Annotated in this window: 15 protein-coding genes; 3 read left to right on the top strand and 12 right to left on the bottom strand. The window is 69.6% G+C overall.

From position 1 onward, the window contains the following. Positions 1-34: 34 nt before the first annotated feature. From AB0878_RS05190 to AB0878_RS05160, 7 genes are all read right to left on the bottom strand, one after another. Positions 35-1060, bottom strand: coding sequence for an NAD(P)-dependent alcohol dehydrogenase (locus AB0878_RS05190; RefSeq protein ID WP_366576683.1), 1026 nt, complete (start codon positions 1058-1060; stop codon positions 35-37). Continuing rightward, on the bottom strand, positions 1057-1626 hold the full coding sequence (locus AB0878_RS05185) for an iron-sulfur cluster assembly protein (protein WP_366576681.1): 570 nt from the start codon (positions 1624-1626) through the stop codon (positions 1057-1059). Before AB0878_RS05185 ends, AB0878_RS05190 begins: the two co-directional genes overlap by 4 nt. Further along, positions 1623-2657: an amidohydrolase family protein gene (locus AB0878_RS05180; RefSeq protein ID WP_366576679.1), complete on the bottom strand. Its 1035-nt coding sequence runs from the start codon at positions 2655-2657 to the stop codon at positions 1623-1625. The genes AB0878_RS05185 and AB0878_RS05180 overlap by 4 nt, the downstream gene beginning before the upstream one ends. 101 nt (positions 2658-2758) lie before the next feature. Next, positions 2759-3109 carry a propane 2-monooxygenase effector subunit MimD gene (gene mimD, locus AB0878_RS05175; RefSeq protein WP_360603108.1) on the bottom strand — a complete coding sequence of 117 codons (351 nt, stop codon included), beginning with the start codon at positions 3107-3109 and terminating at the stop codon, positions 2759-2761. Then, a complete protein-coding gene (locus AB0878_RS05170) occupies positions 3106-4209 on the bottom strand; it encodes an aromatic/alkene monooxygenase hydroxylase subunit beta (protein WP_366576676.1) in 1104 nt (367 codons plus the stop codon). Before AB0878_RS05170 ends, mimD begins: the two co-directional genes overlap by 4 nt. A gap of 55 nt (positions 4210-4264) precedes the next feature. Next, positions 4265-5314, bottom strand: coding sequence for an FAD-binding oxidoreductase (locus AB0878_RS05165; RefSeq protein ID WP_366576674.1), 1050 nt, complete (start codon positions 5312-5314; stop codon positions 4265-4267). A gap of 89 nt (positions 5315-5403) precedes the next feature. Continuing rightward, on the bottom strand, positions 5404-7041 hold the full coding sequence (locus tag AB0878_RS05160) for an aromatic/alkene/methane monooxygenase hydroxylase/oxygenase subunit alpha (RefSeq protein WP_285966586.1): 1638 nt from the start codon (positions 7039-7041) through the stop codon (positions 5404-5406). 340 nt (positions 7042-7381) lie between these two features. On the opposite strand from AB0878_RS05160, the gene AB0878_RS05155 reads away from it, so the two are divergent. Then, positions 7382-9100 carry a helix-turn-helix domain-containing protein gene (locus AB0878_RS05155; protein ID WP_366576671.1) on the top strand — a complete coding sequence of 573 codons (1719 nt, stop codon included), beginning with the start codon at positions 7382-7384 and terminating at the stop codon, positions 9098-9100. Between the two features lie 46 nt (positions 9101-9146). Continuing rightward, positions 9147-9689, top strand: a complete 543-nt coding sequence (locus AB0878_RS05150) for an enoyl-CoA hydratase-related protein (protein WP_366576669.1) — start codon at positions 9147-9149, stop codon at positions 9687-9689. A gap of 21 nt (positions 9690-9710) precedes the next feature. Here the strand turns inward: AB0878_RS05150 and AB0878_RS05145 are convergent, their stop codons facing one another. Next, entirely contained in the window at positions 9711-10742 is a 1032-nt protein-coding gene (locus tag AB0878_RS05145) for an LLM class flavin-dependent oxidoreductase (RefSeq protein WP_366576667.1), read from the bottom strand. A 147-nt stretch (positions 10743-10889) separates the two neighbouring features. On the opposite strand from AB0878_RS05145, the gene AB0878_RS05140 reads away from it, so the two are divergent. After that, a complete protein-coding gene (locus AB0878_RS05140; protein WP_366576665.1) occupies positions 10890-11414 on the top strand; it encodes a L,D-transpeptidase in 525 nt (174 codons plus the stop codon). Between the two features lie 16 nt (positions 11415-11430). Here AB0878_RS05140 and AB0878_RS05135 read toward each other — a convergent pair whose 3' ends face one another. From AB0878_RS05135 to AB0878_RS05120, 4 genes are all read right to left on the bottom strand, one after another. Then, on the bottom strand, positions 11431-12726 hold the full coding sequence (locus AB0878_RS05135) for an NAD(P)/FAD-dependent oxidoreductase (RefSeq protein ID WP_366576663.1): 1296 nt from the start codon (positions 12724-12726) through the stop codon (positions 11431-11433). Between the two features lie 87 nt (positions 12727-12813). After that, on the bottom strand, positions 12814-13227 hold the full coding sequence (locus tag AB0878_RS05130; RefSeq protein ID WP_366576661.1) for a VOC family protein: 414 nt from the start codon (positions 13225-13227) through the stop codon (positions 12814-12816). Positions 13228-13415: 188 nt separating this feature from the next. Further along, positions 13416-14201: a SigB/SigF/SigG family RNA polymerase sigma factor gene (locus AB0878_RS05125; RefSeq protein WP_366576659.1), complete on the bottom strand. Its 786-nt coding sequence runs from the start codon at positions 14199-14201 to the stop codon at positions 13416-13418. Continuing rightward, positions 14198-14650: an ATP-binding protein gene (locus AB0878_RS05120; protein WP_366576657.1), complete on the bottom strand. Its 453-nt coding sequence runs from the start codon at positions 14648-14650 to the stop codon at positions 14198-14200. The genes AB0878_RS05125 and AB0878_RS05120 overlap by 4 nt, the downstream gene beginning before the upstream one ends. Between the last annotated feature and the right edge of the window lie 131 nt (positions 14651-14781).

Below are 14781 nucleotides of genomic sequence, written 5' to 3'. Positions count from 1 at the left end.
CGGAGGTCGTGGTCGCGGCTGAACCTGCCGGCGGTCAGGGCACGAGGATCGCGCGGCCGCGGACGAGGCCGCGGTCCAGATCGTCGAGCGCCTTCTCGAAGTCGGTCAGGGCGTACGTGCTGGTGTGCAGCGCGACTTTTCCGCGCGCGGCGAGCACCATCAGCTCGGCGAGGTCCGAATAGGACCCGACGAGGTTGCCGACGAAGTTGATTTCGGTGGAGATGATGTCGATGGTCGGCACCGCCAGCGTCCCGCCGTAGCCGACCACGTAGTAGTTCCCGGCGCGCCGCAACATCTGCACGCCGGCTTCGATCGCGCCGCCCTCGCCCACGAAGTCGACGACGGCTTCCGCGCCTTCGCCGCCGGTGAGCTCGAGCACCGCCTGGGCTTCCGAGCCGTCGGCCACCACGAGGTGGTCGGCGCCGAGCTCGCCCGCGAGCTTCAGCGCCTCCGGCGACCGGTCGACCACGATCAGCTCGGCGGGGCTGATCGCCTTCAGCACCTGGATGCCGATGTGACCCAGCCCGCCCGCGCCGATCGACACCACGCGCTCACCCGGGTGCAGGAGAGCCGCCGCCTTGCGGGCGGCGTGGTACGCGGTGAGCCCCGCGTCGGCCAGCGCCGCCACGGCCGCCGGTTCGAGCGAGGAGTCCAGCTTTACCACAGCCCGCGCGTTCGTGCGCAGGTATTCCGCGTAGCCGCCGTCCCGGTCGATGCCCGGGAACGCCGACTGTACACAGTGGACGTCGTCGCCCGCGCGGCACGCCTTGCACAGGCCGCACGTGGCGAGCGGGTGCAGGATCACCGGGTCGCCCACGGACACCGACGTGACACCCTCGCCGATCTCCGCGACCCAGCCCGCGTTCTCGTGGCCGAGCGTGTAGGGCAGCGTGACGCCCGACTTCTCCGCCCACTGGCCCTCGATGATGTGCAGATCCGTCCGGCACACGCCGGCGCCGCCGATCCGCACCACCACGTCCAGCGGCCCCTGCACGTGGGCGTCGGGCACCTCGACGAGCTCGGGGGTGCGGTCGTAACCGCGCAGCTGCACCGCTTTCACGACGGTACCTCCTCTCGCACCTCGTCGCCGGTCCGGTAGTACCGCGGTTTCGCGGTGTCCTCGAGGGACACCCGCACGCCCTTGGCGAACCGCAGCAGGCTCTCGCGCTCGGGGGACTGCTGCGCGTCGACCCGCCACCCCTCGTCCACCAGCTTGCGCACCGCGCGCTCCATGCAAGCCAGGTGCGCCTCGCGCCGGAACTCCGGCGGGAGCTCGGCCAGCTCACTGCCGGCCTGTTCGGGCACCGGGCCGCCGAACCCGGCGGCGGTGACCTCCTCGCCGGCGCGGCGGCCCTCCAGCACGATGTCGACCGTGTCGACGCTCGGCAGGCTCAGCACCGCGTCGTGCGCGTCGGCCACCATCAGGTACGCGAAGTTGGGCGCGCAGTAGTACGCGGGCAGCCGCAGCCGCACCGAAACCGAGTGCCCGCGGTCGTTGTGCAGGCGCACGTGGACGCCGGCGACGAACCCCAGGTCCGTGATCGGCTCGTGGAACTCGGGGTCCACGACGTCGGCCAGGGCGCGCCACACCCTGCTGGTCAGCGTCTCCGCCGTCGCCGCGGTCATGCCGGGACCTTCGAACCCGACCCGGCGGACGCGCGGGCACCGGCCATCCCGGCGGTCACCTCCGCGGGCACTTCCAGGTCGTAGAGCTGCGCGGCGTTGAGGCCGAGGATCTTCTTCTTCGCGTCGGTGGACAGCGTGCCGTAGTCGCCCTGCATGTCCTCGGGGAACTCGAAGTCCACGAAGGACTCGACGAGCCACTTCGGCTGCCAGATCGCGTAGTCGCTGGCGAAGGTGATGCGGTTCTCCCCGAGCCAGTACAACAGCTCGCCCACGACCTGCGCGAAGTAGCGCGGTCGCGTGTGGATGAACGGCATTGCCACCGCGAGGCAGGCGTAGACGTTCGGCTCCTGCGTGGCGATCCAGCAGAAGTCCTCGAACCGGGGCAGGCCCACGTGCTCGACGACGAAGTTCAGGTTGGGGAACGCGCCGGCCGCGTCGTCGATGTCGGCGACGTCGTCCGACGCCCGCTCGCTCCGGCCGATCGACGGTCCTTTGTGGACGTGGACGTTGCGGATCCCCAGCTGCTCGCACTTCTCCAAGTAGCGGTAGGACCACGGGTCCGACAGCTGCCAGCCCTTCGACTCGCCCTTCCACTCCGCCGTGTACAGCTTCACGCCCTTGAGGTCCCACCGCTCGGCCAGCGCTTCGAGCTTGTCCAGCCCGGCCTCGCCGTCGCGAGGGTCGAAGGCGCCGTTGACGATGAACTTCCCGGGGTTGTTCTCCGCGACGGCCCCGTCCTGCTCGGTCGTGTTGAACCCGTTGACGTAGAACTCGGTGAGGTAGGTCGGCTGGAAGATGGCCTTGTCCACGTAGCCCGTCGTGAACAGGTCGTCGATCAGCGTCTCCTCGGAGTACTTGCCGAACTTCTCCAGCGACCACAGCCACTCGGCGGGGCTGAGGGTGCGGTGGTGGTCGTAGAAGTCCTCGATGAAGCCCTTGCCGTACCGGTTGGCCTGGTTGGCGGGCGAGCCGTCCCAGAAGTGCACGTGGCTGTCGACGATGAAATAGCTCTCGCCGTCCTTGCGGTACATGGGAGTCCTTTCGCGGAAGGGCGCCCGGGGGCCGGGGCCGGGACGGGTGTGCTCCGTCCCGGCCCGACCCCCCTCGGCGCGAACCGGTGGTCGTGCGCGGGCTACTCGACCGGTTCGAGATCGAAGTCGATGTACTCCGCGGCGTCCTCCGGGTTGGCGAACAGGACCGTCTCGTCGTCGAGGTGGACCATGCGGCCGTAGTGCGTCGACATGATCTCCTCGAAGTCCGGCTGCTCGAAGTCGAAGCCGATCGCCTCGGAGATCTCGTCCCAGTTGAAGACGATCTTGTTCGTGCCGTCCACGCGGATCATGGACGGGTACTCCGCCACCGTGACACCCGGCTTGCCGCGCATGACCTCAGCCACGACGTAGCCGTTCTGGTTGTTCATCAGGGTGACGCCGCACATGTTCGACGCGGTGCGGTCGACGGTAAACTGCCTGCTCGCGGTCATGAAAGCAGCCCTTTCGGTTCGTCGAGGGAGAGGTCGGACAGGAGGCTGCGCAGGTTGGTCACCGACGCGTCCCAGGACTCGGCGAAGGTCACGACCTTCTCCTGCGGCTGCGACCAGATCGGCTGCAGCGTGCGGGCGGCGGCCACGGAGACCGGCACCCACTTCTCGAGCCACGACGTGAGCACCTGCTTGTTGTGCGCGGAGTGCTCGGCGTCGTTGGTGAGCATGCTGAACAGGGCCCGCGTGTAGCTGCGGTCCCGCTCGTAGTCGTGCTCGCCGGCACCGACGACGGTCGGCGTGACGTAGTCGCCGTTGCGGGCGGCCACCTGCATCACCAGGTGGCTGCGGAAGAGCACGCCCACCAGGGACTCGAACACCACGTTGGCGGCGAACAGCGACTCGGCCCAGTCGCCGATCGCGGTCAGGCGCTCCACGTTCTCGCGAACGCCCTGCCACGCCGGGTCCTCGTGCCACACCGAACGGTGCACGGCACCGTCGAACTCGATGCCCGACTCCGTCAGGTCCAGGTTGTAGAGCGCCAGGTCCTGGGCGAAGCGCAGCTTGTGCGCGGTGTTCACGGCGATCGCGTTGTTGATCATGTTCGTCGGGGCCGACCGCTGCTCCGAGCAGAACACGTGCATGCCGAGACCGTGCTCGGCGTGCATCCACGCACCCAGGTGCCGCTCCACGAACTTGACCCAGCTCGGCGCCCAGTTGTCGTAGGCGCCGGCCTTCTTGGCGTTCTCGAGGTTGAGCTGGATCTGCCGGACGACGTTGGAGTTGTTCCGGTAGATCGTCTGTTCCCACTCCTCGTTGGGGTCGAGGAACTGGTGCCAGTTGCCGGACTTGAGCTCCGTCCACTCCTTCGGGTAGCCGCCCGGGCCGTTCGCGAAGCCGTAGATCCAGCCCTGCGAGAGGTGCCGCTCGGGGTCGGGCTGGACGTCGAAGGTCACGTCCTCGTACATCGTCGCGCGCAGCTTGCGCGGCTTGAAGTAGTTGTAGCTTCGGCTCTTCGAGCTCGGGAAGTCCAGCAGCCCGGCTTCGGCGCCCGTGAACTCCGGCTTCGGGAAGCTCTGCTGGGGCTTTTCCGTACTGACCATGAGCACACCTCTCTGTGTGTGGTGGCCTGCTTCGGGTGGGATCGGCGCGCGGTGGTCAGTCCTCCGCCGCGGCCGTGATCGTGAACTTGTCGTAGAAGACCTGATCTGACGGCACGCCCAGGCTTTCCAGCAGGGGCAGGGCCGCGTCGATCATCGGCGGCGGGCCGCATAGGTACACGTCGCACTCGGCGAGGTTGTCCTCCCGCCGTTCGAGCACCTGGGTCACGAGCCCGAGCTCGCCTTCGCCGTCACCCGGCCAGCCTTCGGGAGCGGTGTCGGACAGGCACGGCACGAACCGGAACTTCGGCAGCTGCCGGGCGAGCTCCGCCATCTCTTCGAGGTGGAAGAGGTCCCGCTCGGTGCGGGCGCCGTAGTAATACACGACGTCGCGCTCGTTGCCGCTTTCCGCCATCTGCCGCAGCAGCGCCAGGATGGGGGACATCCCGGCCCCGCCGCCGACGAAGACCAGCCGCCGGTCGGAGCTGACCCGCAGCGTGAACGTGCCGTACGGCCCGGTCACCTCCAGCGGGTCGCCGGCGGACAGGGATCCTTCGAGCAGTGAGGAGAACTTGCCGCCGGGGTAGCGCTTGATGATGAACTCGAGGATCCCGTCGGCCACCGTGACGTTGGCCATGGAGAACGAACGGTGCTCGTCCGTTCCCGGGATCTTGATGTCCACGTACTGCCCCGGGTGGAACCGGATGCCCGCGTCCTCGTCCACCTTCAGGCGGACGAGCGAGATGTCGTGGGTCAGGTCGGTGATGGACTCCACCGTGGTTCCCGCCGTGACGACCGGCAGGCCGGACCGGATCATGTCCTCGTCGTAGTTGGTCAGCTCGATCTCGAGGTCGGAGTACGCGTGCCCTCGGCAGAGCAGCACGAACCCTTCTTCGCTTTCGTAGTCGGCCAACGCGAACGTGGAGTACCGGTCCATCTGCAGGTCGCCCTCGAGCAAGAAGGACTTGCACGCCGAGCACTGCCCCTCCTTGCAGCCGTGCATGAGCATGACGCCCTGCCGGAAGGCCGCATCGAGGATGGTCTCGTCCTCGTCGGCCTCGATGTCGATGCCGACCGGTTCGAACCGGATCTTGTGCTTGTCGCCCATGGACGCCGCTCCTGGGGATGGGGGCACCCACCGGGGCACCCGGGATTCGAACCCGGGCACCCCGGCGGGAACCGTTTCGGGGTGCGGCCTCAGGCCACCGTGACGTTCGGGTTCGCCTTGTACGCGGCGATGTGCGCCTCGCGCTCGGCGTCCGACATCTTGTTGAGGGCGATGTTCGGGCTGCCGAAGGTGATCCCGCGGACGTCGTTGAGGGTCCACAGCTTCTTCGGGTCGTCGAGGTCGAGGTGCGGCTGCGGGATGAGGGTCTTCCCGTCGTCGCGGACGTAGCCGAGGTCGGAGATGATGTCGGCGAGGTCCATGCCGTCGTAGAGCGTCTCCCACTCGCGCTTGCCCGTGAGCCGGCCCATGTTCGGGGTCTCGCGGCCTTCGTACTCGCCGCGGAACGCCGTGGTGTCGGTCCAGGCGCAGGTCTCCGAGCAGTAGGTGCGCCACTGGCCGTCGACCTTCTCGGTCACCATGTCCTCGCGGATGAGGGCGGGGACCATGCAGGTCCAGCAGCGGTGCGGGTACTCGTAGCCCACGTTCTCGAACGCGATCGGCTTGTTCTTGCCCGGGTAGCGCAGGCGGTTGTACGCCTCCCACCACTTGCCGAACTGGTTGTACCAGCCCGGGTACTTCGACTCGAACCACTCGAAGTCGGTGTCGGTCATCGGGTCGATGCGCCAGTAGTTCACCGGCCAGCCGGTGGCGAAGAACTGCGCCACGCGGTGCACGTAGTGCTTGTTGATGATCCGGTTCCAGGCCTCTTCGACGAGGTCGTGGGGGATCTTCAGGCCGTACTTCTCGAGCGGGATGAGGTAGCTGCGGTAGTAGTCGTCGTAGATCCACCGGCGCCACATCTCCGCGTAGCTGTCGCGGTCCTTGCGGCGGTCCTTCGTGCCGTACTCGATGAAGGTGCCGATGGCCGCGTCGACCACGCAGTGGTTGTTCCACCACGCGTAACGCAGGTCGCGCTCGAGCAGCTGCCGGTTGTCCTCGTCCGCCAGCGCCATCAGCAGGATGGAGTAGCCGTTGCTGATGTGGCGGGACTCGTCGGACTGCACGGAGTGGAACACCGTGGGCAGCAGGTAGTCGCCGTTGGCCGCCGCCTCCGAGGGCATGGCGACGAACAGGGTGTTCGTGAATGCGGTCTCGGCCACCACCGTGAGGTAGATGTTCGCCGCGGTGATCGCGTCACCGGTGATGAAGCCCTCGCCGAACTGCCGGCCGATGGTGCCGGCGTAGTTGTTGGAGAACGCCTTCTCCGTGATGTCGAACCCGGCGGGGTCGATGTAGTGGTTCATGTAGAGACGCTTGAGGTTCATCTGGATCGTCGAGTGGCGAACCTCGTCGATCATCTGCACCGCGAGGCCGTTGTGCACCTCGGGGTTCGGCACCGCGTCGATCGCCATCGGCATCGCGCGGGCGGCCGAGATCTCCGGGAACGGGATGATGGACAGGAACAGCTTCTGCCACTCCATCCAGCGTTCCTGGACCTGGCGGAACATGTTGCCGCGGATGGCGCCGTCCATGGCACCGAACACGCGGTTGTCCTTTTCCTCCTCCATCGGGAAGTAGGACCGAAGGATCTGCTTGAGCGGGTCCTTCTTGGGGGCCTTGTCGAACTTGTAGTCGGTCCCGAAACGCTTCGCGGGGGTCGCGAAGGTCGGTTCCCACGACAGTTCCGTGATCTTCTTGTGCGCCTTGCTCAGACTTTGTCGACTCACGCCGTGTACCTCCACCTGATCGGTCGTCGGCAGTTCCTGGCTCGGCTTGGTTCGCGCCGCTCGCGGGTGATGATCCGGTTCCCGGCCGCCTGGCCGCCGGGCACCGGATGCAGCTCGCACGTCGCCGTCCGGATGCAGGGAATGACACCGCGAGTACCCTGTGATGGTGGTCTCAATATGAGACAGGCAGTGGTCGACGCTGCGGTTATGGTGACTGGCACACGACGTCGTGTGCCTGGCCGGGGCGCACGACGCCCTACTGCCGGGAGGTGAGGCTTTGACCGACGCAGGCGCCTCCATTTCGTCGCCGGACAGGCTGGCGAACGCCAGGGAGCAGTTCTTGTCCACGGAGGAGGTCGACGCGGAAAGCGTCCGCAAGACGATCCTCGCTTCGTGGTGGCGGTCCCGGACGCACCGGGTGGCCGCCGACCACGTGAGAACTCCGTACGTGGCGGATCCCGACCTCGAGACGCCCCTGCTGCAGAGCGCGGGCGCGGTGCTCGACGCCCTGGAGGACAAGCTCAGCGACCTCGCGGTGAGCGTGGTGCTCACCGACGACCAGGCGCTGGTGCTCGATCGCCGGACCGAAGACCGCGCGCTCGAGCGGTACCTCGACGGGGTGCAGCTCGCGCGCGGGTTCAGCTACGCCGAGGAGTTCGTCGGCACGAACGGGATCGGCACGGCACTCGAAGGCAGGCAGCCGACCGCGGTGTTCGGTCACGAGCACTACGCGGAGAACCTCGACACGCTCGCGTGCGCCGGCGTGCCCATCCGCCACCCGATCTCGGGCCAGGTCCTCGGGCTGCTGGACCTCACGTGCTGGAAGAAGGACGCCGGCCCGCTGCTGCTGGCCCTGGCCAAGGCGACCGCGCACGACATCGAGACGGAGCTGACCAACCAGGTCGGCCTGCGCGAGCTGAGCCTGTTCTCGGCGTACCTGCGGGCGTGCCGGCGTGGGCAGGGCATCGTTCTCGCGGTCAACAACGACCTCGTGATGCTCAACGACCACGCCCGCCAGCTGCTCGTGCCCGAGGACCAGGCCGCGCTGCTGGCCCGCGCCGTGGAGGCGCTGAGCTCGCAGTCGGACCGCTCGCTGTCGATGGACCTGCCCAGCGGTGCCCGCGCGCGGTTGTCCTACACGCCGGTCTCCAGCGACGTCGGCCCGGCCGGCGGCGTCGTGCGGGCTCGGCTGCTGCAGGAGCCCGAGGTCGTGTCGGCGCGCACCGACACACGCCAGCCCGTGCTGCCCGGAATCGTCGGCACGGGGGCGTTGTGGGTGCGGGCGTGTCACTCGGTCGGCCGCTTCGCGCGCGACCGCAAGTGGACCGTGGTCGAGGGCGAACCCGGCAGCGGCAAGCTCGCCATGGCCCGCGCCGCGCACTCCGGCTCGACGGCGAGCGCGCCGTGCGAGGTCGTTGAGCTCGACGGCGTCAAGGCGGGGGAGTGGGAGGCCCCGGTGCGGCGGGCGCTGCGCAAGGGCCCGGGCACCGTGGTGTTCCGCCACCTGGACAAGCTTTCGCGGGACGAGCAGCGCGCGCTCGCCGCGGTGCTGGACGACGCGCGGCTCGACGCGCGCGTGTGGGGCGTCGCGACGGTGTCGGAGGGGGAGCAGGACGGACTCGACACCGACCTGATGCGCCACTTCCCGACGTCGGTCACGGTGCCGCCGCTGCGGCACCACATCGAGGACGTGCGCGTGCTCGTGCCGTTCCTGCTCGCGCAGCTGGGCAAGGGCCCGCTGCTGCACTGCTCGCCGGCCGCGCTGCAGCTGCTGCTGCGCAACGAGTGGCCGGGCAACGTCGCGCAGCTGCGGCAGGTGCTGCGCAAGGTCGTGCACACCCGCCGCGCGGGCGTGATCGAGCCCGAGGACCTGCCGCCGGAGTGCCGGACGGTGGTCAAGCGCGTGCTCAACCCGCTGGAGTCGCTGGAGCGCGACGCGATCGTGCGCAGCCTCCTGGACGCCGACGGGAACAAGTCCCGCGCGGCCCACTCCCTCGGCATGTCGAGGGCCACGATCTACCGCAAGATCCGCGACTACGGCATCGACATCCCGTCGTGAGCCGTCTCGCGCGGGACGCTGCGATCGGGTGCGGGGAGGACGGCGCATGATCGACCTGGAGCACGACCACGGCGTCGCGGTGGTCCGGATGCACGAGAACCCTTGCGGGAGCATGGTTCCCGAGACGCTGGACCGGATCACCGCCGCGCTGGGTTACATCGGCGGCTCCTACGCGGTCGTCCTCACCGGCGGGGACGACGTGTTCGCCCGCGGCTTCGCCGGCGCGGCCGACCGGCTGGAGCGGGCCGTGCTCGCCATCGCGAACCACCCGAGCCCGGTCGTCGCCGCGATCGGCGGAGACGCGCTGGGTGCCGGTTACGCGCTGGCGGCTGCCGCCGACCTGCGCGTGATGGCGCAGGGGCGGCTCGGGCTCGGCGCGGCCGCGCACGTGCCGCCCGCCGTCGAGACGGTGCTGCGCCGCCACGCCGGCCCGGTCTGGCGCACGGTCCGCTCGGGCGAGCGCACGTTCACGGCGGAGGCGGCCCTCGTCGCCGGTCTGGTGGAAACGTGTTGCGCCCCCAGCGATCTGCTGCACGTGGCGGTGGAGCGGGCGGCGCGGCTGGCCGGCGGGGCGAAGCAGTTCTGCTGAGCCTTCACGCCCGCCCGGGCGTCAGCCGAACTCCTTGCGGATCTGCGGGAGCACCTCGGTGCCCAGCAGCTCGATCGCCTTCATCACCTTCGCGTGCGGCACGCCCGACCAGTCCATCTGCATGGCGTAGCGGTCGGCGCCCGTCAGCTTGCCGACGGTGATGATGCGCTCGGCGACCTCGTCCGGGCTGCCGACGAACAGCGCGCGGGCGCCCTCGGTGTACTGGTCGTACTCCCGGCGCGTGGGCACGGCCCAGCCGCGCGAGCGCGCGCCCCACTTCATCGTCTCGAGCCAGTACGGGTAGAAGGTTTCCTTGGCGTCCTGGGACTTCTCGGCGATGAAACCGATCGCGCCCATGGTCACGTCGTGCTCGTCGTCGGTGTGCTCGCCGGCCGCGGCCGCGCGGCGGTAGAGGTCCACCAGCGGCGCGAACCGCTCCGGCTCACCGCCGATCACGGCGTAGACCACGGGCAGGCCGAGCAGCCCGGCGCGGATCGAGGACTCCGGGTTGCCACCGGTTCCGACGGAGATGCGCAGGCGCCGGCCGTACGGGCGCGGGTAGATGTGCGCGTCGGTCAGCGGCGGGCGGAAGCGGCCCGACCACGTGATCGGGTCCTCGCGGTCGATGCGCAGCAGGAGGGCGAGCTTCTCTTCGAACAGCTCGTCGTAGTCGCCGAGGTCGGCGCCGAAGAGCGGGAACGACTCGGTGAACGACCCGCGCCCGGCGAGCAGCTCCGCGCGGCCGCGGCTGAGCTGGTCGAGTGTGGTGAACTGCTGGTAGACGCGCACCGGGTCCTCGGTGGAGAGCACCGTGACCGCGCTTGCGAGCGTGATGTGCTCGGTGACGCTCGCCGCCGCGGCCAGCACGGTGGCGGGGTTCGAGATGGCGTAGTGCTCCAGGTGGTGCTCGCCCAGGCCGTAGAACCCGAGCCCGAGCTCGTCGGCGAGCTTGATGCGCTCCACCGTCTCGGCGAGCCGCTGCGCGACCGACACCTGTTCACCGGTCACCGGGTCGGGCGTCCGGTCGCCGAAGCTGTAGATACCGAGTTCCATGTCCACTTCCTCGCGAGGTCCTGGCGTCGAACCTACCAGGCTTTGCTGACACGTCAACATTCCCTGCCGGTAGTGTCGGCGGTCACGGACTCAACCTTCCCGTCCGCTCACCCGTTGATCACGGGGACCGGACGACAGGAGTTGTCGATGCAGGCGAAGACCTTCGCGACGGGAGTGCTCGTGGCCGCCGCGGCCACACTGACGGCGTGCGCCGCACCGCAGGCGGCCACCACCACCCCCACGCCGCTGGCCGAGACGTCGCACCTCACGCCCACCACCACCGGGACCCCGCCGGCGCCGACCACCCCGCCGCCGCCTCCGCCCCCGCCGTGCGCGGTGACGACCGGCGCGTGCGCGAGCCTGTCGCTGCGGCTCGCGTGGCTGCTCAAGGACGGCGTCGTCGTGCGCGGCCCGGTCGCGATGGAGCCGGGTGACGCGAGCCAGCCGACGCCCGTGGGCAGCTTCAAGGTGGCGTGGAAGGACAAGGTGCACACGAGCAGTGAGTACGGCGACCCGATGCCGAACTCGGTGTTCTTCGCGGCCGGCGGGATCGCGTTCCACGCGGGGCCGTTGGACAAGCCCTCCCACGGCTGCATCCACCTGACCGACGCCGACTCGGAGGCGTTCTTCGCCGGGCTGCCGGTGGGCGCGGCGGTCGAGGTGAAGGCCTGATCAGTCCACAGTGGACTCAGGTGCGGCGATGCGGTACCTCCGGGGAATCCGTGTCCAGTGGCACGGACGAGCCCCGGACGAGTCCCAATTGGACGGTCGGGCGGCGGCTCACCGTCGCGAGCCCCCAGCCGGTGGCGGTGCGCAGGCGGTTGCCCGGCATCGCCAGCAGGTGGTAGGCGCGGGTCACGATCTTCGCGGGCCAGCCCGAAAGCGGCACGTGCAGCGGGTTGGCCGCGGCGCGGCCCGCGCCCAGGTCGACCACGAACCCGAGGTCGTGGTGGCGGTAGGTGCCGGGGGTGCCGTACCCGAGTGACGCGGCGACGTTGGTCCCCGCGAGCTTGCCCTGGCGTTCCGCGTGCTGCGCGGTCATGGCCGTGTACTCACCCGGCCGCGTCAGGTCGGGCACGGCCGCGACGTCGCCGCACGCGAAGACGTCCGGGTAGCCCGGCACGCCGAGCCGCGCGGTCACCACGACACGGCCCTTGGCCGTGGGCAGGCCGACGTCGGCGACGAGCGGATCGGGCCGCACCCCGACGCACCACACGAGCGTCCGCGTCGGGACGCGTTCACCGGTGGTGAGCGTGACGGCGTCGGGGGTGGCGTCCTGCACCGACGTCTTCGTCAGCACCTCGACGCCGCGTTCGCGCAGCACCGCGTCGGCGGTCCGGCCCAGGCGTGGCGACAGCTCGGGCAGCACCCGGTCGGCGATGTCGAGCAGCAGCCAGCGCACCGGCTGTCCGCCCAGCTCGGGGTGGCGGGCGACGAGCGCGCCGGTGAACGCCGGGCCCTGCACCGCGACCTCGGTGCCGGTGTAACCGGCGCCCACGACCACGAACGTGCAGCGAGCCGCGCGTTCCTCGGTGTCGTCGGTGGCGGCGGCGAGCTCGATCTGACGGGTGATGTGGTCGCGCAGGTAGAGCGCCTCCGGGACCCCGCGGAACCCGTGGGCGGTCTCCGCGACGCCGGGGATGGGCAGGAGCTTGTTCACGCTGCCGGCGGCGAGCACGAGCCGGTCGTAGGACAGCTCGTGGGCGCGGTCCTCGGGATCGGTGTAGCCCACGGTGTGCCCGTCGAAGTCCACAGTGGTCACCGTGCCGAGCACGAGCCGCACGCCGCGCAGGGTGCCGGGGATGGAGACGGTGATGCTGCGCGGGTCGAGCAGCCCGGCCGAGACCTCCGGCAGCAACGGCAGGTAGAGGAAGTAGTCGGTGGGGTTGACCACCACGACTTCCACGTCGTCGCCCGCGGTTCTGCGCAGCCGCTTGGCCGCGTTGTACCCGGCGAACCCGCCCCCGACGATCACGACCCGCATCACATCTGCTCCCGGTACGGCTGCGCGGACACGCGGTGGTCGCCCGGCGGCGGCGCGCGGCGATCCGCGCGCCGCCGCCGGACGGGCTCAGCTCTGCGGCTGCGTGATGTTGACCATCCAGCCGATGCCGAACTTGTCGACGCACATGCCGAACTCGTCGCCCCACATCTGCTTTTCCAGCGGCACCGCGACGGTGCCGCCGTCGGAGAGCTTGGCCCAGTAGCCGCGCAGCTGGTCGACGTCGTCGCCGCTGAGGCTCACCGAGATGTTCGTGCCGGGGTTGTGGTCCATGCCCGGCGGCGTGTCGGCCGCCATCAACGTGAACCCGTTCTCGGTCTCGAGCTGAGCGTGCATGATGTTGTCAGCCGCGGGGGAGTCGGGCATGCCGGACTCCCCGAACGTGTTGACGGTCAGCGTCCCGCCGAACACGTCCCGGTAGAACTCCATCGCCTGCCGGGCGTCGTCGCGGAAGCTGATGTACGGGTTGAGGATCGAAGCCACCGGACACTCCTTCGTCGTGGACGGGAATGAATCCTTGCAGAAGACGAAGGGGCGGACAACGGGGTCGCTCCGGCGGGTGAAGAAATCGTTTTTCCGTAACGGGTGCGGCTGCGCTGACCGCGGAGATTTCCGTTGCCGCGTGGCGGTTTCAGGCGTGTCCGGTGAAAAGATTTCGATTATTGCCGTGCTCACGGGTCGGTGGTGAGTTTTCCGCGAAGTTGTTCCAGGGTCTGTGACAGCAGGCGCGAGACGTGCATCTGGGAAATGCCCACGCGGTCGGCGATCTGGGTTTGCGTGAGACCGCCGAAGAAGCGCATCACGAGGATCGCGCGTTCGCGCTGGGGCAGTTCGCGCAGCAGCGGTTCCAGCGCCTCGTGGTTTTCGATGTGCTCGAGTTCCGCGTCTTCCTCGCCGAGGGTGTCCGCGAGCGACAGGGGTTCCGCGTCGTCGTGCACGGGCTTGTCGACCGACAGGGTCTGGTAGGCGTTGCCGGCGATGAGACCTTCGTGGACTTCGGTGACGTCGAGTCCCAAGTGCTCGGCGAGCTCGGTCGGAGTGGGTGCGCGGCCGAGGGTCTGCGACAGCGCGCTCGAGCCGTGGCTGAGGGACAGGTGCAGTTCCTTCAGCCGGCGCGGCACGCGCACGGACCAGCCCGTGTCGCGGAAGTGGCGGCGGATCTCGCCCATGATCGTGGGCACGGCGAAGGACAGGAAGTCGGGGCCGCGGTCCGGGGTGAACCGGTCGATCGCGTTGATCAGCCCGATCCGGGCCACCTGCACGAGGTCTTCGCGGGGCTCGCCGCGGCCGGTGAAGCGCGTGGCGATGTGCTCGGCGACGGGGAGGAACTCCGTCACGAGCTGTTCGCGCAGGCGCGGGCGGTGCGGATCGTCCGCGTCGAGGGCGGCGAACTCTTCGAACAGCGGCACCGTGTGGGCGTACTCGTCACGGCGCCGGGTGACCGGCGGCTTGTTCACCGGGCCGTCCCCGGGGCCAGCTCCAGCCGGATGGCCAGGGTGTTGCCCGCGGTGTCGGCAGCGGGGGTGCTGGTGGCCGACACGGCGGTGGCCAGCGTCGTGAGCACGTGCCAGCCGAAGCTGCGCTCGCTCGGCAGCCGGGCGTGCCCGGTGCGGGTCTCGACGGTGATCGCGATGCCCTCGGGCGCCACGCGGAAGCGGCACGTCATCGTCTCGCCGAGGTCGGCGAGCTCGACGAGCTGCGCGCAGGCCTCGTCCACGGCCATCTTCGCGTCGGCGATCGCGTCGAGCCCGTAGTCGGCGCGCGCGGCCACGGCCTGGGCCAGCATCCGCACCAGCGGGATCTGCCCGGTCTCGGCGGGCAGGCGCAGCTCGATCACCTCGTCGAGCAGGTGGTCGACCGCCGGCATCCCGTGGCTCGGCGAGCTGCCGGCTGCTTCGTTCTCCATGCCCCCCGCATACCCACTCGGCCGGGCTTCGACACCTCGGTTCTTTTCACCGACCGGGCGGTGCGGAGGGAGCGGCACCGCGTGTCGGACAGGTGATCGGGATGCAGTAATGTCGCCCGAGGACCCGTTAA

It is taken from the genome of Amycolatopsis sp. NPDC047767, assembly GCF_040704195.1.
GTDB lineage: Bacteria > Actinomycetota > Actinomycetes > Mycobacteriales > Pseudonocardiaceae > Amycolatopsis.
This window is presented reverse-complemented; position numbering and strand designations above follow the sequence as displayed.

Coding starts and splice junctions, on each gene's coding strand:
- AB0878_RS05185 (WP_366576681.1), bottom strand. CDS start 1,626: ATGACCGCGGCGACGGCGGAGACGCTGACCAGCAGGGTGTGGCGCGCC.
- AB0878_RS05180 (WP_366576679.1), bottom strand. CDS start 2,657: ATGTACCGCAAGGACGGCGAGAGCTATTTCATCGTCGACAGCCACGTG.
- mimD (WP_360603108.1), bottom strand. CDS start 3,109: ATGACCGCGAGCAGGCAGTTTACCGTCGACCGCACCGCGTCGAACATG.
- AB0878_RS05170 (WP_366576676.1), bottom strand. CDS start 4,209: ATGGTCAGTACGGAAAAGCCCCAGCAGAGCTTCCCGAAGCCGGAGTTC.
- AB0878_RS05165 (WP_366576674.1), bottom strand. CDS start 5,314: ATGGGCGACAAGCACAAGATCCGGTTCGAACCGGTCGGCATCGACATC.
- AB0878_RS05150 (WP_366576669.1), top strand. CDS start 9,147: ATGATCGACCTGGAGCACGACCACGGCGTCGCGGTGGTCCGGATGCAC.
- AB0878_RS05145 (WP_366576667.1), bottom strand. CDS start 10,742: ATGGAACTCGGTATCTACAGCTTCGGCGACCGGACGCCCGACCCGGTG.
- AB0878_RS05140 (WP_366576665.1), top strand. CDS start 10,890: ATGCAGGCGAAGACCTTCGCGACGGGAGTGCTCGTGGCCGCCGCGGCC.
- AB0878_RS05135 (WP_366576663.1), bottom strand. CDS start 12,726: ATGCGGGTCGTGATCGTCGGGGGCGGGTTCGCCGGGTACAACGCGGCC.
- AB0878_RS05120 (WP_366576657.1), bottom strand. CDS start 14,650: ATGGAGAACGAAGCAGCCGGCAGCTCGCCGAGCCACGGGATGCCGGCG.